Source organism: Streptomyces sp. NPDC058619 (assembly GCF_042717785.1).
GTDB lineage: Bacteria > Actinomycetota > Actinomycetes > Streptomycetales > Streptomycetaceae > Streptomyces.
In genome coordinates, this window is sequence record NZ_JBHXQN010000012.1 from 138,441 (window position 1) to 159,683 (window position 21,243).

The window sequence follows — 21,243 nt, forward strand, 5'->3', positions numbered from 1 at the left end:
GAGATCACCGCTTGACCAGGAGGGCGGCACTGCTCATCGGTGCCGCCCTCCTGGGCCTTCACTTCGCCGCCGCAGCCTTCTCCCAGATGCCCCTCACACCGATGAAGATCCGGTACTACAACAAGGTCGCCACCTATCTGGAGCCGTACTCCGCCCAGAACTGGATGCTCTTCGCACCCGACCCGCTGTCGGAGAACAGGGGAATCCTGGCCCGGGCGCAATGCCGGGACGGCTCGGTCACCTCCTTCTACGACGTGACGGCGAAGTACATAGCAGCGGCGCAGAGCAGCAGGTTCTTCCCCTCGCGCATGTCTCGGCTGGTGACCGGGAACATGCAGCAGCTGAGCGGTTCGGACGCCGTGCTGGCCCGGCTGCGGGAGTCCGAGCGGACGAAGAACAAGGCCGAACTGCCCCTCATGCCCCACGAGAAGACCTCCCAGCAGGAAGCCCTGCGCTTCGTTTCCCGCTACTCCCTGACGCAGTTGCCGGCCAACACGTGCGGCGACGGCGCCCCTCCCGAGCAGGTGCAGGTCCGCATGTACATCCAGAGGCTCCCCCCGTGGTCGGAGCGGCACGATCCCGCTGCGGAAGGCCAGGTCGACGCCTACGACATGGAATGGATGAAGGCCGGGGATCTCCTGTGAGCCGTACCCGTACGAACCGGCTCCTCGAGCGGCTGGACGCGGTCGGCAGCCGACCCCTCAGCGTGCTGGGGGTGAGCGGAACCCGCATGCTGCTCGGCTTCGTCGGCTTCATGTACTACGCGAGCCAGTACGGCGACCGGCGGTTCCTCTTCGGTCCGGCCGGGGTGCTGCCCTGGGCGGACTTCACCGCCCAGATCCACGGGAACGGCACCTTCAGCCTCTACACCTTGAGCGACTCCACTCTGTGGTTCGAAATCGTCTTCCACGCGGGGATGCTGGCCGCGCTGGCGGTCACCTGCGGTGTCGGCGGCCGGCTCGGCCTCGCCGTTCACTGGGCCCTCCTGTGGTCCGTCTACCAGCGTCAGCCCGTACTGCTCGACGGCGGGGACAACCTCGCCTATCTCGTCATCCCGATGCTCCTGCTGACGCGCTGCTACGACCGCCTCTCCTACCCCACCGGTCTCGCCCGCGCGCTCGCCCGGCGCGTTCCCCCAGTGCTGCGGTCGCTGTCCACACCGCTGCACAATCTTGGTGTACTCGCCATCGCCGTCCAGATGTGCCTGGTCTACGTCGTCAGCGGGCTGTACAAGGTGCAGGGCCGGATGTGGCAGGACGGAACGGCGCTGTTCTACGTCCTGCGCGTGTCCGAGTTCAACCTCCCCGGCGTGTCCGAGCTGGTGTTCGACAACGACTATCTCGTCTTCATCGGGACGTACTCCACCACGCTGTTCCTGGTGTACTTCCCCATGGGCATCCTCGTGCCGCGGCTGCGGCCCTGGGCTGCCGTCGTCTCCATCGGTTTCCATGTGTCCATCGGCGTCGTCATGGGCCTGACCGGCTTCGCCCTCACGATGGTGGCGTGCGACCTCGTGTTCCTGAGCGGGGCGCTGGAGACCGCCCTGGACCGGGCCCGCGCGGCCCTGCGCCGCCGCGAGCCCGTCCCGGCCGACGCCGTCCTGGCGTTCGACGGGGACTGCGGCTTCTGTCAGGCCGCCGTGAGTCGGATCACCGCCGGCGCTCGGCCCACGGTGCGTGCCGTGCCCTGGCAGTCACTCCCGGATGAGGTCACCGACCCGCATGTGGAGCGACTGGACCGGGAGGTACTACTCCTCCTGGACGGGCGTGTCCTGGCCGGCGGGGCGCAGGCGCTGGCGGAATTCGTACGGGACTCGCCCGTACGCGGATACCGGCTGGCAGCGGCCCTGCTGCGCACGCCCGGCATCAGGGCTTGCGCGGCGGTCGGTTACCGCTGGGTGGCGAACAATAGGCAACGTATGCCGGGCAGTTCGGACGCCTGCGCCCTGCCCGGCCCCAGCACCCGCTCGTGAAAGGGGACCCTCCGTGTTCCGGACACCCAGCTGCCTTCTCGGCAGTGGAATCGAACCCCGTGTCACCCACGGCCACAGCATCTCCGGCTACGTCCAGATCGGATCGCTGACCAAGGTCGTCACCGGCACCGCGTTGATGCGCATGGCCGAGGCCGACGTCCTCGGCGTGGACGATCCCATCGAACGCTGGCTCGACACACCGCCCGGCAGCGGCATCACCCTGCGGCATCTGGCGGACCACACGTCCGGGCTGCCCCGCCTGCCCCCGGACCTGCCGCGCAGGAACCCGTACGGCGGCTTCGACCAGGCCGCCCTGGACGCGCTGCTCGGCGGTCTCGGCGAGATGGCCACGGCTCCGCCCAGCGCGTCCGAGGAGTACTCCAACCTCGGTTACGCGCTGCTAGGTTCAGCCCTGTCCGTGGCGGCCGGGGTCCCGTATGAGGAGGTGGTACGCACCTACGTCCTGGAGCCCCTGGGCGTCGACGAGATGACGGCATACCCCCCGGCCGAGCAGCGGCTGCTCGCGACGACCCGCCTGCTGAACCGCCCCCGGACGCCGTGGACCATGGATGGCGCCATCCTGCCCGCGGGTGGCCTCTGGGCCACTCCCCGGGCGGCCGCCCAACTGCTGACCGGGCTGCTCGTCGACAAACTCCTCGGGCCGCCCGCCCCGACCTGGCAGAAGACCGGCGCCGTGACCTGGCACAACGGTGCCACTGACGGAGCGTCCGTCTTCGCGGCAACGCTCCCCGACGGGCGATGGGTACTCCTTCACCGGCTCGGCGGATCCCCCACCGACACGGACCGTCTGGGCGGCCAGGCCCTCGCGGCCTCCCGCCTCTCGGACCAGTGACGCTTCGGGCACCCGGGCCGCCAGTATGATCTCTGGCGTCATCAGGCCGGGCCGCCGGTGACACCGTGCTGGTGTGTGAGCGGAGTGCCTGGTGATCAAGGTCGTAATCGTGGACGACGAAGCACTCATCCGGACCGGGTTCCAACGCATCCTCTCGACGGAGAGTGATATCGATGTCATCGCTCTGACCAGCGGAGCAGGTGCTATCGAGGCCATCGCCGAACGGGCGCCCGACGCGGTACTCCTCGACATCCGGATGCCGGACGTCGACGGGCTCACGGTGTTGCGGCGGATCCGGGAACTCCCGGATCCGCCAGCTGTGTGCATGCTGACCACCTTCGACACCGACGAGCACCTCACCAGCGCCCTCCAGGCCGGTGCGGCGGGCTTCCTGCTCAAGGACACCGACCCCGAACACCTGGCACCGATGGTGCGCTTCATCGCCTCCGGCGGTGTCGCTCTCTCGCCCCGGCCGGGGAACACAGTCATCGACGGCCATCTCGCCCTGCATGGACGCCTGCCGTCGGGCGAACCCCGGCCGCAGCTGACAGAGCGCGAGCACGAAGTCCTGGGGCTGCTCGCCGAGGGGCTGACCAACACCGCCATAGCCGTCAAGACGTACACGAGTCTCAGCACCGTGAAGGAACATGTCAGTGCCATCCTGGCCAAGCTCAGAGCGACCAACCGGGTACAGGCTGCCCTGGCGGCCGAGCGCAGCGGACTCCTGGTGAACAACGTGCCGGACCGGGGACACGACGACCTCACCAGCCCGCCCACGCAATGACGCTGGGAGCATGCCGGCTTCGCCACCCGTCACGGGATGGCAGGCAACTGCCAGGCTAAGTGGGCATCGCATGGCCTGCGCACACGATCGGGTGCCTGAGCGCTTCGACAAGTGGGTGAGCAGTACCTGGCCAAGTGCCAGCATGCTCAGACCGAACCTCGGTATGCCCAGGGGGACATGGAGCGATCGCATGTGTGCGATGCCCAGCGCCACCTGCAGTGAAGCGAGTACGCGGGATCCGGACGCGTACGTCTTGCGACAACGGCGTCTACTGGAAGGAGTTCGGCAACGCCCCTGCCGGCAGCTACTACATGCAGATCGCCAACGCCCCGCACTTCATCCACTCGTCGGGTCGCGTCGTCTACAACTGGAAGTCATCTCAGACGATGAGCGTCCTTTCCTGTCACGGAGTGACCAAGAGCTTCCGGAAGCACTCCGTGCTGGAAGGGGTTCATCTCAGCCTGGAGGCCGCCGAGATAGTCGGCCTCCTCGGGCTCAAAACGGTGCGGGCAAGACCACCCTGATGCGGGTGATCACCGGGCTGTCCACCCCCGATTCCGGTGAGGTGTGGCTGTTCGGGGAGACCTTGCCGATCGGCCGCGGCAGCTCGACCGGCTCGGAGCCGCGCTCGACGCGCCCGCCTTCCACCTGTGGTCCACCGGACGCGCCATGCTGCGCACCCTGCTCGACACCGCCGGGCTGCCCGACGGCGGGCGCATCGCCCGCACGCTCGACCGCGTCGGGCTCAGCGGCGCCGCCGACCGGCGGCTCGGGACGTACTCGCAGGGCATGCGGCAGCGGCTGGCCATCGCCGCGGCGCTGCTCAAGCAGCCCGACCTGCTGATCCTCGACGAGCCCACCAACGGGCTCGATCCCGAGGGACTGCGCATGGTGCGGCGGATCGTGGCCGACGAGGCCGAGCGCGGGGCCGCCGTCCTCGTCTCCAGCCACCAGCTCGACGAGATCCAGCGGATCTGCCACCGCGTGATCATGCTCGCCCAGGGCCGCGTCGCCGCCGCCGGCACTCTCGACGCGCTCGGCTACGACCCGGAGAGCGGTCCGGCCGCCTTCGAGGACTGGTTCTTCGGGCTCGTTGGGAACGGCGGTCGCCAGTGAACCGCCTCGTCCGGGCGGAGACCCGGCGGCTGCTGCGGCACCCGCTCGCCCTCACCCTCGCCGCGCTGTTCGTCTTCGGCTCCCTCTACTGCGCCTGGGTGAGCCAGAACATGGCCTCATACAACATCACGCAGGTGCAGGCCAACCTCGACTACTTCCCCCGATCGTGTGATTCCGCGCAGAACACCCCGGAGCAGAAGGCCAAATGCCTCGCCGAAGTGCCCCTGCAAGCCGTCGGGCTGGAGCGGATCCAGGACTGGTTCACCGCTGAAGGAGTCCGTGCCGCGCACGCCCAGCACCCGGTGGGCTCGCTGCTGTGGACCGTACGGCTGCTGACGTCCGTTCCCGGGCTCGCGTTCCTCGTCATGCTGGCGGCCTTCTCCGTCGCCGGTGAGTGGAGCCGGGGCAGCATCGTGCCGATCCTCCTCTACGAGTCCCGCCTCAGCAAGCTGCTCGCCGCCAAGACCCTGGCCGTCTGGGCGTGGAGCTTGGTGCTGCTGTGCGTGTCGGCCGCCATTACAGCCGCATTCGGCCTGCTCTACGGCCGCAACGCCTACCCGCTGCCTTCGCCCGGCGCCCTCGGCAACGTCCTGGCCGACACCGCACTCGGCGTACTGGCCGGGGCAGCCGTGCTGGCCGGGGCCGCAGCCGTCGCGGTCGCCCTCGGCGCACTGCTGCGCCAGCCGATGCTCACCTTCCTCGCCGGGATGCTGCTGCTCGTCCTGGTGGTCCGCACCTCCGCCGCCCCGGGGCTCGGCGCCTGGCTTCCCGGGGGCGCGCTGGCCGACCTTGTCGGCTTCGGTGCGGTGGACGGCGTCTGGGACCACTTCTGGATCTCCACCGGCCCCTCCACGGCCCCCGTCCTGCTCCGCGTCCTGCCGCCCCTGGCCCTCATCGGCCTGCTCTGGCTCGGGCTGGATCGCCTCAACCGGACCCGGGATCGCGCCTGATGGCCGGTACCCGGCGGCGGCCGACACGCAGGGAGGGCGCCGCGTGGGCCGGCGAGCTGCGGGCCCTGTGGACTGCTCCCGTGTGGGGAGCCACCGCGGTGGCGATGGCGGTGGTGCTGGGGCTCATCGTCCGGCTCTGGGCAGCGGGAGCCTCGTACGGGGTGCTCGACCCCTCGGTGTCGGTGCTCACCTCGCTCCCGTCCGCGCTACGTGCGGCGGCCTGGCAGTTCGGGACCCTGCTGGGGCTCCTCCTCACGGGAGTGGTCGTCGCGACCGGACTCGGCCAGACCCTGGAGGGCGGCACCTGGAGCGCCCTGCGCCTGTTCGAGATCCGCGTCGGGGTGCTGTGGGTGCGCAAGGCCGGGGCCGCGCTCGCCCTGGCGCTCGCCGTGCAGATCGTCACCGGCGTGCTGCTCTGGCTGGCCACCTCGGCGCTCGCCCGGCTGTGGCCGGTACGGCCCCGCGCGGTGCCCCCGGGGTTCGGCGGGGCAGCCCCCACGGCGCCTCCCCTGCCCGTCGAGTCCGCGACCTGGGGCAAGGCCGCGGGCGCGATCGCCGGCTCCCTGCTCGTCCAGTTCCTCTTCATCTGCCTGGCCGGCCTCGGGGCGGCCCTGCTGCGCAGCGTCATAGGGACCCTCGCGCTCGGGGCCGGCCCGCTGCTGGTGACCGCGCCGCTCGTGATGCTTCCGGCGGCGCCGTTCCTGCCGCACCGCTGGATCGCCGACCTGCTGAACCTGCCCTCCGAAGCCCAGTACCAGTTGTATCTCTGGAACCAGGCCCCGCCCGATCCGTCCCCCCTGATCGGCGGCCTCGCCCTCGCCGGGGCCGCGGCCCTGGCCGCGGTGGCCGCCTGGGCGGCGCTGCGCTCCGAGCGCGCGCTACGGCCCGTTGACTGACACCGCGGCCAAGTGTGGCGCAGCGACTCCCGTGACAGAGGCGCACAACGACGCAAGGGCGCAGCCCCCGCTGCGATCTCTCGCTTCGGTATGCGTGTCGGTATGCGTGCGCACCCGGTGCACCCGCTTTCCCTCGACATTGATGCCGTTCGCGAACAGGGGGCAAGGCCTCACGGCGGCCTCATCGACGCGCTGGTGGAAGGTCATGACGGTACGGAGAATGATCGCCACGGCGTGCTCCGGCAGCGCGGTTCTGCAGCAAGGCGCGCCTGCGCCCGCACTCGCCTGGAATCGCCTGTTCAGCAGCGTGGCCGACACACTCGCCGAGCGTTGACCAGCCTGCAGGCCAGCCCCATACCGGCGCGAGGCCGACGCACAACGACGGCCCAGCCACACCACAACATCCAGGGACCGCCACCCCCGCCCGCACAGCCCGCCCCCCGCACTCTTCACCGCCCGGCCCCTGCCAGTCTGAGGACGGCGAAGCTGCCGTCGCGGCTGTAGCGGGCGAACGCGACGAGCATCGTGGGCAGGGACACCAGCAGGGAAAGGCTTCCCGCCGACTTGATGTCGGCCCCGTACAGCAGCACGATCGTGGGGATCAGCAGCTCTTCGCCCGCGACGTCCATGATCGCGGCGACCACAACGATGCCGAACCCGGCGGCCACTCCGGCCGTCACCTGAACGGCGGGCCGGCGGAGCGAGCGATCCCACGGCGGTGGTGTCCGTGACGACGAGCGGCAGCCATGCCGACCATGAGGATCGCCAGGACCTTGTAGAGGGTGGCAGACCGCATCCGCACAGCCCACGAGGCTCCCGCCCATGCGCCGAGCAGGCTCCCGGCCAGCAGGTCGACCGCGATGGACCCTTGGGCTCCCAGCTCACCGAATGAGACCGCCGCCAGGCGGGCCGGCAGGGCGGTGACCACGACGACCAGGCTCATCGCCTTGTTCACGATGACCGCCGACAACACCGCGAACCCGAACATCCCGATCAGCAACGGCAACCGGAACTCGGCGCCGCCCAGTTCGATCATCCCGCCCAGCCCACCCACCAGGGCGCCTGCGCCGAAGACCAGCGGTGCCGCCTCGGCCACGACCTCGATGTCGTCTTCGAGGTTGAGGAGCGCGCGGAATCCGCTGCGGACGAGCGGCTGGTCGTCGACCATCAGGACACGGATTGCGAGGCTCGTTCCACGGGGAGTTCGGCCCGGACGGTCAAACCGCCCTCGCCGGGCGGTGCTGCCGGGAGTCGGCCGCCGAAGGCGGCGACGCGTTCGCGCATCCCGAGCTGTCCGATGCCGGGCAGCGGGGTGGCGTCCGGCGTGGCCTTGCCGTTGTCGTCCACCTGGAGGGCATTGCCAACGGGTCGCTCGGGGCCACGGCGGCCGTGGTCGCGGGGCTGATCGCCATGGCTCTCGGCGGGCTGGTCGCGGCCCCCGCCGACGGTGGACTCGGCACCGGCAACGGGCTGGGCGGAGCCTACGTGGCCCTGTTGCTCGGGCTGGCCGGCGTTGCACTGGGCGGGCGGGCTCTGACCGGCTCACGCCACATCCGTTGACCACAGCGGATACGCGTTCTGCCGCGGTCACGCCCTGCGGGCGGTCACCGCGCGACGTACCGCGTAGGCAGCGGCGCCGGCGACCACCACTGCGGCCAGCACGGCCAGGACCACGGCGACGATGACGCGGGTTAGCCAGGCGGACTTCTGCACCCTGGCGTAGTTGACGGCGGTCTACGCCACCACGGCGGCGACGGCAACAGCGTGAGCTTGGCCGGGCCACACGTAGGAGCCGACGGTCAGCGCCATGGCCGCGCAGGAGGCGGTCTTGCCGACCACGGAGGCCCATCCGGCGAGGTAGCCCCCAGAACGCGCCCAGCCGCTCCCGCCCGTAGACGCAGGTACCTCCGGAGGCGGGGTAGCGGGCGGCCAGGCGCGCCGAGGACATGGCGTTGCGGTACGCCACCACCGCTGCCAGCGCCAGGCCGGGCAGCAGCCCCGACCCGGCCGCACCGGCCGCCGGAGCCAGGGCGCTCCCCCACGACACTCCGGCAGATGTACCGGCGCACCGTATGGGAACGCAGTGACGGGACGGGGCCGCGTCCGGACGGACCGGAGGTGGCGACGTGCTGTCCGGCCCTGGAGGAATGTCGCAGGCTACGGACACCGCCCCTCCACCGGGGAGGCGACGGGGCTCCCCGGTGGCGCCGGCTAGGTGAGCGCGGTGATGACCTCGCGGGCCGCGCGTTCGCCTTCGGTGGCGCCGCCTTCCATGAAGCCCTGGAAGTCGTAGCTGCAGTGCTCGCCGCCGATGTGGACGTTGCCCTGGGCGGTGCCCTCGTAGCGGGCGTAGCGGTGGAGGTAGCCGGTGGGCCAGTAGGAGTAGGCGCCGAGGGAGTAGGGGCTGCGGTGCCAGGCCGAGATCTGTGCGCGTCCGTTCCAGGCGTTCTTGGTGCCGGGGAAGAACGCGTCGATGCCGGTGAGCATGCGGTTGGCGAGGGTGCGTACGTAGGGGTCGGTCTCGGTGGCGAAGGGGGTCGCGGGGCTGAGGGCGCCGGCCAGGGTGCCACCTCCGTACTGGAGCAGGATGCCGCCGTTGCCTGGCTGGAGTTTGGTGGTGTCCCAGGTCTGCTGGACGTCGGAGTCGGTGAAGCAGTCGCCTGCGGAGACGCCTGGCCAGGGGCCGCTGCCGCGCCAGGGCCGGCTGGTGAACTGCATGTTGAGCTTGGTGCAGTAGCCCATGCGGGCATCGCGCAGGAGGCTCTTCATGAGGGGGTCGAATCCGGCTGCGGTGAGGTCGATGCGCTGGAGTACGGGCAAGGGCAGGCACAGGATGGTGTGGTCGGCGGTGACGGTGCGGGTCGTGCCGGACTCGTTGAAGGTGAGGGTCTGGGTCCCGTCGGCGTTGGCTCGGACGGCGGTGAGTTCGCGTCCCATCAGCAGGGAGCCTGCGGGCAGGGTCTGTGCGATGGCTTTGGGGAGTTGGTCGTTGCCGCCGGTGATGTGGTAGCGCTCGTTGGACAGGCCCCAGACGTTGAAGTGGCCGGGGTTGGGCTGGTAGCCCATGAGGAGGACCAGGGCGAGGGCGGACTGGTCGACGGTGTCGGCGCCGTATTCGACGTTGTAGGCGACGTCGATGAACTGGCCGAGGAGTGAGGTGTGGCCGCCGGGGACCCGGGTCTCGATCCACTGGTACAGGGACATGTTGTCCAGGGCGGTGCCGGTGGGTGTGGTGGAGTTCCAGGTGACCTCGCCGGCGTCTTGGAGGTCGCGGCGCAGGGCCTGGTAGACGGCCTTGAAGTCCTCGTCGGCCTGGGTGCGGGGGTAGTAGGCGCCGTCGAACCAGAGGACTTCCTCGGCTCCGTTGGGTCCGCCGCCGAGGAAGTCCTCGGTGGGCAGGTTGAAGCGGCGGCAGAGTTCGAGGATCTTCTTGTGGCTGGTGTCGATCAGCTCGCCGCCGATCTCGGAGGTCTGGCCGTAGGCCCAGTGGTCGCGCTGGGTCCACATGCGGCCGCCGACGCGGGTGGGGTTGGCCTCGTAGACGGTGCAGGCGATGCCCGCGTCCTTGAGGGTGAGGGCCGCGGTCAGGCCGGAGATGCCCGCGCCGACGACGGCGACGCGCGGGCTGCCGATCGGCGGCTTGCTGCCGTCCGGCGCGGTCTCGGCCCGGGCCGGAACGGCGGCGGCGGCGCCTGCCAGGGCGGTGCCGAGGCCGAGGGCGGTGGCGCGCTCCAGGAGGGCGCGGCGGCTCAGGCCCCGTACGTCGGCGGCGGGCAGGGACAGTCGGCGGGCGGCGGCGTGTTCGGCGGCGAGTTGCTTGAGGGCGTGCATGAGGGAGGTTCGGGCCATGGTGGGTGACTCCCGGGGTGTCAGACGTTCGCGGCGGAGGGGGAGGCGCTTTCGGTGCTGGGGTCGGTGCGTTCGGTGGCGTCTTCCAGGACGATCCGGCCGATGACCTCGTAGCGCTCGGGCGCTCTGAGCTTGAGGTAGAGGCCCAGGGCCAGACCGCCGAGGAAGACGGCGGCGACGATCCAGGGGATGAGGGTGAAGACGAGCGAGTCGGCGGCGAGTCCGGCCGCGGTCTTCATGTTGACGACCAGCAGGACGACGACGGCGCTCATCGCGATCCCGCCGAGCAGGGGGGCGGTGAACGTCTTGAACCAGTGCCGGTCCTCGGGGTGGTTTTTGCGGAAGTAGCCGATCACGGCGAAGGAGCAGAGGGTCTGGACGATGAGGATGGCCATGGTGCCGAGGATCGCGAGCAGGGTGTAGAGGTGGATGTAGGGGTCCTGACCGGTGAGCCAGAAGGCGGCGACGAGGGCGATCGCGATGGCGCTCTGCACGAGGGAGGCGATGTACGGGGAGCCGTGCCGGGCGTGGGTGCGTCCGAGCGCGGGGTGGAGGAAGCCTTCGCGGCCGATCGCGTAGAGGTAGCGGGCGGCGCACTGGTGGAAGGCCATGCCGCAGGCGAAGGACCCGGTCAGGAGCAGCCACTGGAAGGAGTCGACGGCCCAGGAGCCGATGAACTGCTGCGTGGGGGCGAAGAAGAGGTCCAGGGGGTTGGCGGAGGCGGACAGCTCGACGGACTTGGACAGGCCGTTGCCGGCGATGGTCATCCAGGAGACGAAGATGTAGAAGAGGCCGACGCCGACGACCGAGATCAGGGTGGCCTTCGGGATCACCCGCTTGGGGTCGCGGGACTCCTCGCCGTACATGGCGGTCGATTCGAATCCGACCCAGGACCAGAAGGCGAAGAAGAGACCGAGGCCGGCGGAGGCGCCGGTGAAGGCGTTCTTCGGGTTGACCGGTTCCAGCGGGATGCCGTCCGGGCCGCCGCCCGCGAACAGCACCGCGATCGCGACGGCGAACAGGACGGCTATCTCCCCGACCAGCATCACGCCGAGCGCCTTGGCGGTGAGGTTGATGTCGAAGTGCGCCAAGCCGGCGGTGACGCCCAACATGACGGCCGCGTACAGGATCCAGGGAAGGTCGACGCCGAGCTGGTCGTGCACGGTCGTCTTGGCGAAGTACGAGAACACACCGACGATCGACGCCTCGAAGACGATGTAGGCGAGGACGGCAAGCATCCCGGAGGCCATCCCCGCGATCCGGCCCAGGCCGTGGGAGATGTAGCCGTAGAAGGCGCCGGCCGCGGTGATCCGCTTGGCCATGGCGACGTAGCCGACGGCGAAGACGGTCAGGACGACGGTGGCGAAGAGGTAGCCGGCCGGGGCCCCGATACCGTTGCCGAAACCGACGGCGATCGGCAGGTTTCCGGTCATCGCCGTGATCGGTGCGGCGGTGGCCACGGCCATGAACACCACCCCGACCAAGCCGACCGAGTTGGCCTTGAGCCGGTTGACTTCACCGCTGGGACTGTGGGACATGGACGTCCTCTCAACGCTGGCGGCAGGGGAGCCGATGGGAAGGCGGCCACTCTCCTACCGCGTGACCCACGCCACAATCGACATAGAGATGACCAATCACGCTGCAAAGAAGACGAGTTGTCGGCCCACCAGGTGAGGGAAACGCATGTGTAACCGCCAGGTGATGTCCATGGGGAGCTGCGACCGCTACCGCATCAGGAGGTCGCGGCCGACGGCGCGGACCATCGTGTCCTCAAGGGTCGCGCCGGACTGCGTGGAGAGGGTATGGCCGGTGTGACGCAGGTCGTAGAAGCGGAAGTCCTTCGGCAGGCCGACCTTCGCGCGGGCCCTGGCCCACTTGCGGCCGAAGGACGTGCGCCGGAACGGCGCCCCCTTCTCCCCCACGAACAGCAGCCCGTCGGGCTCCTTCTCCGCGAACCAGTCCAGGTGCCGCTTGACCTGATGCGGCACGGGTTGCGGTGGATCAGCTCGTCGTTGGTCGCCGTCTCCATGATGGCCTTCAGTAGCCGGTAGGACTGGGCGACCGTCGTGGCGCCGGTTGCGGCCAGCCGCTCGGCCCGCCAGGTCCGCACGGTCGGCGGGGTGAGCTCGTCCGGGTCGAGGTCACCGAAGCCGGGGAGGACGTTCAAGCGCAGGAGGCGGTGGTACAGCTCGTCCGTGGTGGCGGCGAGAGCCCGCTCGTCCACCCACTGACGTGCTGGCGGGACCAGCCGACGCGGCGGCCGGCCGCAGCTTTCTGACTTGACGCTATGGAACTCTCCCGGTGGAGGACCGAGCCGAGGGAAGCGACGCACCATGGAAATGGATGGAAGCTGAGCCCTGAAGCGCGCGAACGCCGGGAGCCCGGGGGTTACCCCACGGCAGACAGGAACCATGCGAAGCCGCCAGCCGTGCCACCACTGCCAGTAGCTGAGGTTGTCGGCGGCCAGGACATGCCGCAGCCGATGGGCCCCCTGGCTCATGATCGCTGCGTTTGCGGTGAATCAATATCTGCCCCGGCGGTCTAAGAATTCAATGGACCCCGCAAGGAGAGTTTCTTCCGCAACACCTCGGGAGGAAATCTTTTACGTACACAAGCCGCTGCAGCGTGCTACTGTCGATCTCGGTTGCAGTTTTGGTACCCAAAAACTTCAAGCGCCTCAAGTCGGCCTCCGGGCCGCATGGAGGCGCTTCATATTTCCGGTCATTTTTCCGGGCGGGGCATCATCGCGGCGACACGGCATCCGCACAGTGCAGACGCTGATGTACTGCCCCAAAGGAGATATGACATGGCTGCTGGCACCGTGAAGTGGTTCAACGCGGCAAAGGGTTTCGGCTTCATCGAGCAGGACGGTGGCGGCGACGACGTCTTCGCCCACTTCTCGAACATCGCCGCCCAGGGCTTCCGCGAGCTGCTCGAAGGCCAGAAGGTCACCTTCGACATCGCGCAGGGCCAGAAGGGCCCGACGGCCGAGAACATCGTTCCCGCCTGACGCTGACGCGCATTGTGCAGCTGGGGCCCGCATCCCTCGGGGTGCGGGCCCCAGCTGCACACATTCCCCCGCAGTGCGTCCACCTGCGGGACAAGGCACTGCAGGATGCATCCTCCTTGAGGCTGCATCCGAGTGATTTCCCTGGATTTCTCGCGTCCGTATGACGCCATCTCATTCCAGCGCCTGCGCCCCTGCAGATTCTCTGTGGGCCAGATGCGCTTTCGCATTCCGTTCGGCCCGTTCCTGTGATTCCCGCGCTGCTCTTCCGCTGCCGGAATTCCTTGATTGGTGCCGCAATCAAGGAAGGTTCTGAATGAACCCCACACGTACGAACAACCGCTCCTCCCGCAGCCGCACCGGCGGCCCCGCTTTCGGCACTGACGCCGGTTCGGGTCGAAGCAGCCGCTTCGGCTCGTCGGCCCCGAGCCGTTCCGGAGGTCCGAGCCGTTCGGGCGGCTACGGCCGCCGACCCGCCGCGGTCCAGGGCGAGTTCGCCCTGCCGAAGACGATCACTCCCGCGCTGCCCGCCGTCGAGGCGTTCACCGATCTCGACATGCCGGCCGAGCTGCTCGCCGCGCTGGGCGCGCAGGGTGTGACCATGCCCTTCCCGATCCAGGGCGCCACCCTGCCCAACACCCTCGCGGGCCGTGACGTCCTCGGCCGCGGCCGCACCGGCTCCGGCAAGACCCTGGCCTTCGGCCTCGCCCTGCTGGCCCGCACCGCCGGTCAGCGCGCCGAGCCCCACCAGCCTCTCGCACTGATCCTCGTACCGACCCGCGAGCTGGCCCAGCAGGTCACCGACGCCCTCACCCCGTACGCCCGCTCGGTGAAGCTGCGCCTGGCCACGGTTGTCGGCGGCATGTCGATCGGCAAGCAGATCGGTGCGCTACGCGGAGGCGCGGAAGTCGTCGTGGGCACGCCCGGCCGGTTGAAGGACCTCATCGACCGCGGTGACTGCCGCCTCAACCAGGTCGCCATCACCGTCCTGGACGAGGCCGACCAGATGGCCGACATGGGCTTCATGCCCCAGGTCACCACCCTGCTGGACCAGGTGCGCCCGGAGGGGCAGCGGATGCTGTTCTCCGCGACCCTGGACCGCAACGTCGACCTGCTGGTCCGCCGCTACCTCACCGACCCGGTCGTGCACTCAGTCGACCCGTCCGCCGGTGCGGTGACGACGATGGAGCACCACGTGCTCCACGTCCACGGCGCTGACAAGCAGCGGATGACGACGGAGATCGCGGCGCGCGAAGGCCGGGTGATGATGTTCCTGGACACCAAGCACGCCGTGGACCGCCTGACCGAGCACCTCCTCAACAGCGGGGTCCGCGCCGCGGCCCTGCACGGCGGGAAGTCCCAGCCGCAGCGGACCCGGACCCTGGCCCAGTTCAAGACCGGCCACGTCACCGTCCTGGTCGCCACGAACGTCGCCGCGCGCGGCATCCACGTCGACAACCTCGACCTCGTCGTGAACGTCGACCCGCCGACCGACCACAAGGACTACCTCCACCGCGGCGGCCGCACCGCCCGCGCCGGCGAGTCCGGCAGCGTCGTCACCCTGGTCACCCCCAACCAGCGCCGTGACATGACCCGGCTGATGACGACCGCGGGCATCACCCCGCAGTCCACCCAGGTCCGCTCCGGCGAAGAGGCACTGAACCGGATCACCGGCGCCCGGACCCCGTCCGGCATCCCGGTCACCATCACCGCACCGGTATCCGAGCGGCCCAAGCGCAGCGCCGCCTCCCGCGGCCGGCGCAGGCCCGTTTCGGCTGCCCGGCGCGTGAGCGCGCGACAGTCCGCCTTCGACGCGGCGGCCTGAGCATTAGTGATCCGGAAACTGACCCACCTCTGCAGGAGGCACGTGTTGACGCTGGTCCAGATGCAGTCCCGCTCGGCGAACGCCACCGTTGTACCCCGGACGGTGGACGACGCGATGGAAACGGCCGGCCCACAGGTCTGCGACGACATGACGGTCGAGGTGGCCCTGGCCGTCATGGCCGGTGCCCGCGCCGACCATCTGCTCGTCTGCGACGAGGACGGCCTGTGCACCGGACTGGTCACCCAGTCCCAGCTCTCCGCCATCCGCGACAGCGCCGCGTACACGGACCAGGTCCGTCTGCGCGCCGTACTCGGCGACCGGGGGCCGTTCGCCTCGCCCCTGACCACGATGGCCGAGGCCGACCACGCGATGCGCTACCGCAGGCTCGATGCCCTGCCCGTCGTCGACGAGCAGGGAAGCGCGCTGGGCGTTCTCGCCCTTGCACGCTGACCGCCTGACCGCGGCACGACCGTCCCCTCCTTCTTCTCCCTGTGAGGCATCATGCGCTGCGTCATCGCCCGCTTCCCGTTCGACCTGACCAAGAGCGGTGTCCTGGAGTCCATGAAGGGCGTCAAGCCCGAGCAGGTCATCGGCGAGTCCGTGATCATCGGTCGGCGCCACTACCCCGTCAAGCAGGTCGGCCAGGTCGTCACCCGCCAGGACCGCCGTGACTTCAGCGCCGGCGAGGTCCTCCGCGCCATGACCCAGCTCGGCTTCACCTGCCGCAGCCTGCCCCGCGCCGCCGCCGTGCCCGCGAGCGTTCTCAGCCCGCTCCAGCGGGCATCCGTGATGCTCGGCGTCCCGGCGACTGTCTGACGAGCAGGTCCGGCGCGAGCCGCCACCCGCACAGCGAAGAGGGCCCGACCGGCACGCCGGTCGGGCCCTCCCGCGTACCCGTGGTTCCTTACGCGGATGTCGGGTCAGTGATCGGAGTAGCTGAAGTCGCCCACGGTCCAGGCGCTGACCTCCGCGATCGAGACCCGATACATCCCACCCGTCTCGGGGATCCCCACCGTGCCCTGGAGGATGCGGGCCACATGGAAGTGCAGGTGCGTGGGCGGCCCCTCCTGGGGTGCCGTGGCGGTGAAGACGGCGGAGAACTCGCCCAGCCGGGCGGAATCCGTCAGGACCTCCGACACCCGCTGCCTCCACACGGCTTCGGGCGCCAACCGACCGGTAACGACAGCGCCACCAGTAACGACGGTCAGGGACATCTGATTGCTCTGCCCGGACTCCACCAGGGTGGCAATATCAACGAGCAGCTCGTCAGGCTTCGACATGAGAGCCGATTTTATGCACCGCGGGCCTGTCCTCTCGCACAGTCGCGCTACCGGGCGAAACGAGCGCTCACCGGCTTCCGCCGGAGGGCCGCCGGGTGCCCGTGGTCGCCCGGACACGGCGGTCGGCCGTGGGCCGGCCGGACCGACCGGTGCTTCCGTACACGGCGAGACGCGGAACCCACGCGCGCGGCTGCGGCCCTCCTGGGCATCTGACCTGCTGCGCAGGCTGATCTCCACGTATCGGACCGACCTCGAAGGCCTAGCTCTCCTCGATGGACGCGAAAATCTGCCTCGGCCGGAGTAGACATTGGGCGGTGGTGTGGTTATGGTTTCTCTCGTAGCCCAGAGAGACCGCAGGGCCTGGCAGAGACGAACTGCCGGGCAGCAGTACTCGCAGTACAAGCAGTAACCGCAGTTGCAGTACGCAGGACGGTGCGGTGGTGGAGTTCCGAAGCCAGGGTTGTTGCACGACGGCGACGGGGCTGACGACCGGACCGGGTGGCCCGCAGTGATCAGGGGCCGCCGCGAGCAGTAACGCAGTTGACGCAGTGGCAGTACCCGTAAGTGCAGTTCGCGGTATCCAGCAGTGAAGTGAGTGGAGCAGCACCTCGGTGAAGGCGTCGACTGCGGGCGCGCGCACCGGGAAGTTCGGCAGTGGGGTTCTAAGCCAGAGCAGATGCAGGACGGGCGACGGGGCTGGCTGCCGAAGAGTGGCGCTGAGTGAGGCCACGGAGCAGTACGCATCACCAGCAGTACGCATTACCCGCTGGGTAAGTAGTTGATCACCGAGGGAAGAACGGAGGGACCAGGCGCCATCAGGATCGCCCGGGCAGAGTGTTGAGTCCGGGTACCGCAGGACATCGTTAGTGAGGTGGTCTCCGGTCAAGCAACCGCGATCCCCGCATACCCGACAGCATTCCGGTCGGTTCAGCGGACACAGAAGGCCGGCGCAGGATCAGGGTCGGCAGATGGTGTGGTAGTTCCTTCGGGGCCCTGGTGCCATAGGCACCAGGGCCCCTCCACGCGTTCCACGAAAGAGGTGCGATGACAGCGGACGACTCGTTCGGCCGGCTCGACGACGACGACTACCCCGCCTACACGATGGGCCGGGCCGCCGAAATGCTCGGCGCCACCCAGGGCTTCCTCCGCGCCATCGGCGAAGCCCGCCTGATCACCCCGCTCCGGTCCGAGGGCGGCCACCGCCGCTACTCCCGCTATCAGCTGCGTATCGCCGCCAGGGCCCGGGAACTCGTCGACCAGGGCACCCCGATCGAGGCGGCCTGCCGCATCGTCATCCTCGAAGACCAGCTCGAAGAAGCCCAGCGCATCAACGCCGAGTACCGCCGCGCCACCGAATCATCCGCTCCGTCGACCTCGACCTGAGGTGAGTGCGTGCCCCGTGCCGGCGGGTCCGGCCTTGGATCGCTTCCCGCACGGGCAGGGGTGTGCGGGCGTACCGCGTCGGTCGTCTCCCTTTCCGCCGCCACCCTCCACAACCGTGCCGTGATCCGAAACAGAGTCGGCATCGGCCCACACTCGGGGAAGGCGTCCCTGCGCTGCGTGCGCTGACGGGACACCGTGCTGGCACTGGCACGGCGCCCGCCCGGAATCCTAAGGACCTGGTTGCACGGCAGGCACCGGGGCATGCGGACAGGACGTACGAGCCGGCGCTGCTGATGAGCCACCGCGCCCGGTTGCAAAGGACAAGGATGAGGAGACGGGGCTGTGAGTGGTGTGTGGGTTTACACGCAGGACAGCGGATACACATCCCGGCAGTCACTGGTCGGTTTCACCGTGGAGGCCGCTGACGGTGTCATCGGGCACGTGGACCGACAGCAGGACCAGCCCGGCAGGCAGCACCTGGTGGTGGACACCGGCGTGTGGGTGTTCGGCAGGAGCGTCCTGATCCCGGCAGGCGCCGTCACCAGCATCGACACCGCATCGCAAACGGTGAAGGTCTCGGCTACCCAGGAGGAGGTCAAAGCCGCCCCCCGCTTCACGACCGACAGCGAAACAGCGGACCACGATTACCTGTCTGCGGTCGGCAACTACTACGTCGCCCCCCGCCGCCCGCTCGCACCCTGACCGAAGCACGCCGGCTCAGAAGGCAGCGATGAGGATGGCGATGTAGTGCGCGGCGAAGGCCGCCACGGTCAAGGCGTGGAACACCTCGTGGAAGCCGAACCAGCGGGGTGAGGGGTTGGGACGCTGGAGGGCGTAGACGACCGCGCCGGCGCTGTAGAGGAGCCCGCCCGTCACGATCAAGGCGAGTACGGCAGCGCCGCCGCTGTGCAGGAAGTCGGGCAGATAGCGCACCGGTGCCCAGCCCAGGGCCAGGTAGCAAGGGGTGTACAGCCAGCGGGGCGCTCCGACCCACAGGACTCGGAAGGCGATGCCCGCCAGCGCGCCCGTCCACACGATCCACAGGAGGACGGACCGCTGGTCGGGGGAGAGCAGGAGCACCGCGAGCGGGGTGCAGGTGCCGGCGATGATCAGGAAGATGTTGGCGTGGTCGAGGCGGCGCAGAACGGCCTCGCCGAGCGGTCCCCAGGTGCCGAGGTGGTACACGGCGCTCGTACCGAACAGCAGCCAGGCGGTGACGGAGTACACGCTGCAGGCCAGCGCGGCCTGCGGTGTTCCTGTCAGGCAGATGAGGACGATGCCCGCGGCCAGCGATGTGGGGACCATTCCGGCGTGTAGCCAGCCCCGTAGCTTCGGCTTGATCGGCTCTACCAGATCGGCGACTCGCTCGACCATGTCGGCAACCGGGTGGGAGTCCTCGCGTCCTCCGACCGTGGGTGCGGAAGAATCACGGCCGGCTTCGGTGTCGTATCGGGAGACTGCTTCCCGTCCCGACTCGGACTGCTGGGCATCGCTGGCAACCATGCGTTTCATGCTAGGAGCCTGCCCGGAGCAGCATGACCCGAGGTCTGCCACAGCCCGGCAGCCCGGCAGCTCCGGCACCGCCGGACGCAGCTGGTTCGGCCGCGTCACGGTTCTGGCCGCGGTCTTTTGACAACTGGGGCCGTGGAACTCGTGTAATCCGGCGGGTCATGGGAACGATCAGGGCTTCCGAACGGGCCTCTCCGCTCTCCTACGTCCAAGGACCGCCGATGCTTCCCGAGTTCCGCTCCCACGCGTCCGTCCCCCTTTCCCATCAGCTGGAACAGCGGCTGGGACTGGACCCCCGCCTCGAAGCCGGCCGAATCGACGTGGAGCGCGTCGCGGACATCGCCGTCGTCGCATCGGCCCACTCCGACGGATACGCTGCCACCGCCCACCTCCTCGGACTCCTGGCCGCGCTACCCGCTCCCACCGATGCCGGAGAGCACTTCTGGTCGGACTTGTGGAGGTCCTCGGGCTCCCTCTACCTGCTTCCTGCCAACATCAAGGAGTACGTGCTCAGTTCGCTGGCCGGAGAAGGCACCGGCCTGGCAGGGCACATCCTCTCGGCCTTCGACGAGATGACCCCGCCCCAGCGCATCGCAGCAGGGGAGGTCATCGGCCAGGCGCTCTCCGAGTCCGACCACCTCCCCGACCTCAAAACGCAGGTCATCGGCGAGCTATGGCTCCGGGACCTCGAACTCACCGCCTGGCGCGTACTGCACGCCGACCACAAATCAGCCGACCCGGCCAGGCGGAAGGCCTTCCTCGCCGCATGGACGAGTGCCTGATCGACAAGGTCGCCTGTGCCGTTCGGCCCCGATGGCACCCGTAGGGCCGGTGAGGGGAGGGATGCCTGACGCTCCCTCCCCTCACCTACCGATCGTCAGGCGCCCCTCGCTGATCTCCTCACAGCCCTCTTGTCCCGGATCGTCCTGCGCCATCTCCCCCAGGCCGAACGGGGCGAGCACCCGCCAGCCGCTCGGTGCGCCGGAGTCGAGGTGGACTGCGCAGGAGCGTCCGTCGGCGAAGTGCAGGGGCGTCTCTGGCGGGGAGCTGGAAGTCTGCCCAGAAGTGTTCGATCGCGGTCATGGGGCTTGCCCTTTCCGTTGTGCACAGGCCGTGGCCTCTCCGTGGAGTGGCGGGCATGCGGGGCCCGTCCACCCGCCGATCGGCGGGGTGGCAATCCCCCCTCAGGTGTAGCAAAGGGCGTTCAACCGCTGCCTAGGGTTCCCGCATGGAGCATATGAGCGAGTATCTGATGACACAGAAGACCACCCCGCTGGTCAACCGTTACGTGGTCACGGCGCCGGACGGCGGGGAGGTGCTCGCCTTCGCCGAGCAGAAGCGGCTCGCGCTCAAGGACGAGCTGACCCTCTGGAGCGGCGAGGACCGGGCCCGCAGGCTCGGCGGGTTCACCGCCCGGCAGGTCGTCGACTTCGGGTCCGCGTACGACGTCACCCGCCCGGACGGGCAGGTCGTCGGGGGTTTCCGCAAGGACGTCAAGGCTTCGCTCGTACGGTCCACCTGGCACCTGACCCCGGGGGACGGGGTGCCCGTGGTCGGCCGGGAGCGGCGGCTCTCGGTCGCGCTGGCCCGGCGCGGGTGGGAGGTCGCCGACCTCGTCCTCCCGGTCCCGGTACCGCCCGTGCCGTTCGTCTACCACTTCGACTTCGTGCGGGACGGGAAGCCCGTCCTGTCGGTCGAGCGGAAGTGGGGCATCCGGGACCGCTACGTCATCCGCGTCCAGGACCCCTCGCTCGACCGGGTCCTCGCCCTCTGCATGGCCGTGGGACTGGACACCCTCCAGGCGCGCTGACCCGCGGAC

General features: G+C 69.4%; 23 protein-coding genes and 2 pseudogenes. 17 read left to right on the forward strand and 8 right to left on the reverse strand.

Annotated elements, in window-relative coordinates:
* Positions 1–11: 11 nt before the first annotated feature.
* The 8 genes from ACFWTC_RS14925 to ACFWTC_RS14960 all read left to right on the forward strand — a co-directional run bounded on the left by ACFWTC_RS14925 (position 12) and on the right by ACFWTC_RS14960 (position 6,571).
* Entirely contained in the window at positions 12–644 is a 633-nt protein-coding gene (locus tag ACFWTC_RS14925) for a DUF5819 family protein (RefSeq protein ID WP_384027499.1), read from the forward strand.
* On the forward strand, positions 641–1,972 hold the full coding sequence (locus tag ACFWTC_RS14930; protein WP_384027497.1) for a DCC1-like thiol-disulfide oxidoreductase family protein: 1,332 nt from the start codon (positions 641–643) through the stop codon (positions 1,970–1,972). The genes ACFWTC_RS14925 and ACFWTC_RS14930 overlap by 4 nt, the downstream gene beginning before the upstream one ends.
* A 13-nt stretch (positions 1,973–1,985) precedes the next feature.
* Positions 1,986–2,825 (forward strand): serine hydrolase domain-containing protein, encoded by an 840-nt coding sequence (locus ACFWTC_RS14935; RefSeq protein ID WP_384027495.1) that lies wholly within the window; start codon positions 1,986–1,988, stop codon positions 2,823–2,825.
* A gap of 91 nt (positions 2,826–2,916) precedes the next feature.
* Entirely contained in the window at positions 2,917–3,609 is a 693-nt protein-coding gene (locus ACFWTC_RS14940) for a response regulator (protein ID WP_383916320.1), read from the forward strand.
* A 218-nt stretch (positions 3,610–3,827) separates the two neighbouring features.
* Complete coding sequence (locus ACFWTC_RS14945; protein ID WP_383916318.1) at positions 3,828–4,133, forward strand: hypothetical protein; 306 nt, start codon at positions 3,828–3,830, stop codon at positions 4,131–4,133.
* Positions 4,134–4,176: 43 nt separating this feature from the next.
* Positions 4,177–4,725 carry an ATP-binding cassette domain-containing protein gene (locus ACFWTC_RS14950; protein ID WP_384027493.1) on the forward strand — a complete coding sequence of 183 codons (549 nt, stop codon included), beginning with the start codon at positions 4,177–4,179 and terminating at the stop codon, positions 4,723–4,725.
* On the forward strand, positions 4,722–5,675 hold the full coding sequence (locus tag ACFWTC_RS14955; protein WP_384027491.1) for a hypothetical protein: 954 nt from the start codon (positions 4,722–4,724) through the stop codon (positions 5,673–5,675). The genes ACFWTC_RS14950 and ACFWTC_RS14955 overlap by 4 nt, the downstream gene beginning before the upstream one ends.
* Entirely contained in the window at positions 5,675–6,571 is an 897-nt protein-coding gene (locus ACFWTC_RS14960) for a hypothetical protein (RefSeq protein ID WP_384027490.1), read from the forward strand. Before ACFWTC_RS14955 ends, ACFWTC_RS14960 begins: the two co-directional genes overlap by 1 nt.
* 449 nt (positions 6,572–7,020) lie before the next feature.
* Here the strand turns inward: ACFWTC_RS14960 and ACFWTC_RS14965 are convergent, their stop codons facing one another.
* Both ACFWTC_RS14965 and ACFWTC_RS14970 read right to left on the reverse strand, forming a co-directional pair.
* Positions 7,021–7,239 carry a hypothetical protein gene (locus tag ACFWTC_RS14965; RefSeq protein WP_384027488.1) on the reverse strand — a complete coding sequence of 73 codons (219 nt, stop codon included), beginning with the start codon at positions 7,237–7,239 and terminating at the stop codon, positions 7,021–7,023.
* A gap of 8 nt (positions 7,240–7,247) precedes the next feature.
* Positions 7,248–7,739 (reverse strand): TSUP family transporter, encoded by a 492-nt coding sequence (locus tag ACFWTC_RS14970; RefSeq protein WP_384027486.1) that lies wholly within the window; start codon positions 7,737–7,739, stop codon positions 7,248–7,250.
* An 11-nt stretch (positions 7,740–7,750) separates the two neighbouring features.
* Between ACFWTC_RS14970 and ACFWTC_RS14975 the strand changes: the two genes are divergently transcribed.
* Positions 7,751–8,131: a DUF6223 family protein gene (locus ACFWTC_RS14975; protein WP_384027484.1), complete on the forward strand. Its 381-nt coding sequence runs from the start codon at positions 7,751–7,753 to the stop codon at positions 8,129–8,131.
* A gap of 78 nt (positions 8,132–8,209) precedes the next feature.
* On the opposite strand, the pseudogene ACFWTC_RS14980 reads toward ACFWTC_RS14975, so the two are convergent.
* The 4 genes and pseudogenes from ACFWTC_RS14980 to ACFWTC_RS14995 all read right to left on the reverse strand — a co-directional run.
* Positions 8,210–8,645: pseudogene (locus ACFWTC_RS14980) on the reverse strand (amino acid permease); the annotation flags it as partial.
* A gap of 137 nt (positions 8,646–8,782) precedes the next feature.
* Complete coding sequence (locus ACFWTC_RS14985) at positions 8,783–10,420, reverse strand: flavin monoamine oxidase family protein (protein ID WP_384027482.1); 1,638 nt, start codon at positions 10,418–10,420, stop codon at positions 8,783–8,785.
* Between the two features lie 20 nt (positions 10,421–10,440).
* Positions 10,441–11,958 (reverse strand): APC family permease, encoded by a 1,518-nt coding sequence (locus ACFWTC_RS14990; RefSeq protein ID WP_383916305.1) that lies wholly within the window; start codon positions 11,956–11,958, stop codon positions 10,441–10,443.
* Between the two features lie 213 nt (positions 11,959–12,171).
* A pseudogene (locus ACFWTC_RS14995) lies at positions 12,172–12,656 on the reverse strand (site-specific integrase); the annotation flags it as partial.
* Positions 12,657–13,226: 570 nt separating this feature from the next.
* Here ACFWTC_RS14995 and ACFWTC_RS15000 point away from each other — a divergent pair.
* The 4 genes from ACFWTC_RS15000 (at position 13,227) to ACFWTC_RS15015 (ending at position 16,068) form a co-directional block, all read left to right on the forward strand.
* Positions 13,227–13,430, forward strand: a complete 204-nt coding sequence (locus ACFWTC_RS15000) for a cold-shock protein (RefSeq protein ID WP_283454069.1) — start codon at positions 13,227–13,229, stop codon at positions 13,428–13,430.
* Between the two features lie 313 nt (positions 13,431–13,743).
* Complete coding sequence (locus ACFWTC_RS15005) at positions 13,744–15,252, forward strand: DEAD/DEAH box helicase (RefSeq protein ID WP_384027480.1); 1,509 nt, start codon at positions 13,744–13,746, stop codon at positions 15,250–15,252.
* Positions 15,253–15,297: 45 nt separating this feature from the next.
* Positions 15,298–15,702: a CBS domain-containing protein gene (locus ACFWTC_RS15010; protein WP_383916300.1), complete on the forward strand. Its 405-nt coding sequence runs from the start codon at positions 15,298–15,300 to the stop codon at positions 15,700–15,702.
* 51 nt (positions 15,703–15,753) lie between these two features.
* Positions 15,754–16,068, forward strand: a complete 315-nt coding sequence (locus ACFWTC_RS15015) for an SCO5918 family protein (protein ID WP_383916298.1) — start codon at positions 15,754–15,756, stop codon at positions 16,066–16,068.
* Positions 16,069–16,172: 104 nt separating this feature from the next.
* Here ACFWTC_RS15015 and ACFWTC_RS15020 read toward each other — a convergent pair whose 3' ends face one another.
* A complete protein-coding gene (locus ACFWTC_RS15020; protein WP_383916296.1) occupies positions 16,173–16,532 on the reverse strand; it encodes a hypothetical protein in 360 nt (119 codons plus the stop codon).
* A gap of 1,044 nt (positions 16,533–17,576) precedes the next feature.
* Between ACFWTC_RS15020 and ACFWTC_RS15025 the strand changes: the two genes are divergently transcribed.
* Positions 17,577–17,915: a MerR family transcriptional regulator gene (locus tag ACFWTC_RS15025; RefSeq protein ID WP_383916295.1), complete on the forward strand. Its 339-nt coding sequence runs from the start codon at positions 17,577–17,579 to the stop codon at positions 17,913–17,915.
* 342 nt (positions 17,916–18,257) lie between these two features.
* Positions 18,258–18,617 carry a PRC-barrel domain containing protein gene (locus tag ACFWTC_RS15030; protein ID WP_384027478.1) on the forward strand — a complete coding sequence of 120 codons (360 nt, stop codon included), beginning with the start codon at positions 18,258–18,260 and terminating at the stop codon, positions 18,615–18,617.
* A 15-nt stretch (positions 18,618–18,632) separates the two neighbouring features.
* Here the strand turns inward: ACFWTC_RS15030 and ACFWTC_RS15035 are convergent, their stop codons facing one another.
* On the reverse strand, positions 18,633–19,418 hold the full coding sequence (locus ACFWTC_RS15035) for a hemolysin III family protein (protein WP_383928547.1): 786 nt from the start codon (positions 19,416–19,418) through the stop codon (positions 18,633–18,635).
* A gap of 227 nt (positions 19,419–19,645) precedes the next feature.
* Between ACFWTC_RS15035 and ACFWTC_RS15040 the strand changes: the two genes are divergently transcribed.
* Together ACFWTC_RS15040 and ACFWTC_RS15045 are read left to right on the forward strand one after the other, a co-directional pair.
* Positions 19,646–20,206: a hypothetical protein gene (locus ACFWTC_RS15040; RefSeq protein WP_383928544.1), complete on the forward strand. Its 561-nt coding sequence runs from the start codon at positions 19,646–19,648 to the stop codon at positions 20,204–20,206.
* A 446-nt stretch (positions 20,207–20,652) separates the two neighbouring features.
* Positions 20,653–21,234 carry a hypothetical protein gene (locus ACFWTC_RS15045; protein WP_383928541.1) on the forward strand — a complete coding sequence of 194 codons (582 nt, stop codon included), beginning with the start codon at positions 20,653–20,655 and terminating at the stop codon, positions 21,232–21,234.
* Positions 21,235–21,243: the final 9 nt, after the last annotated feature.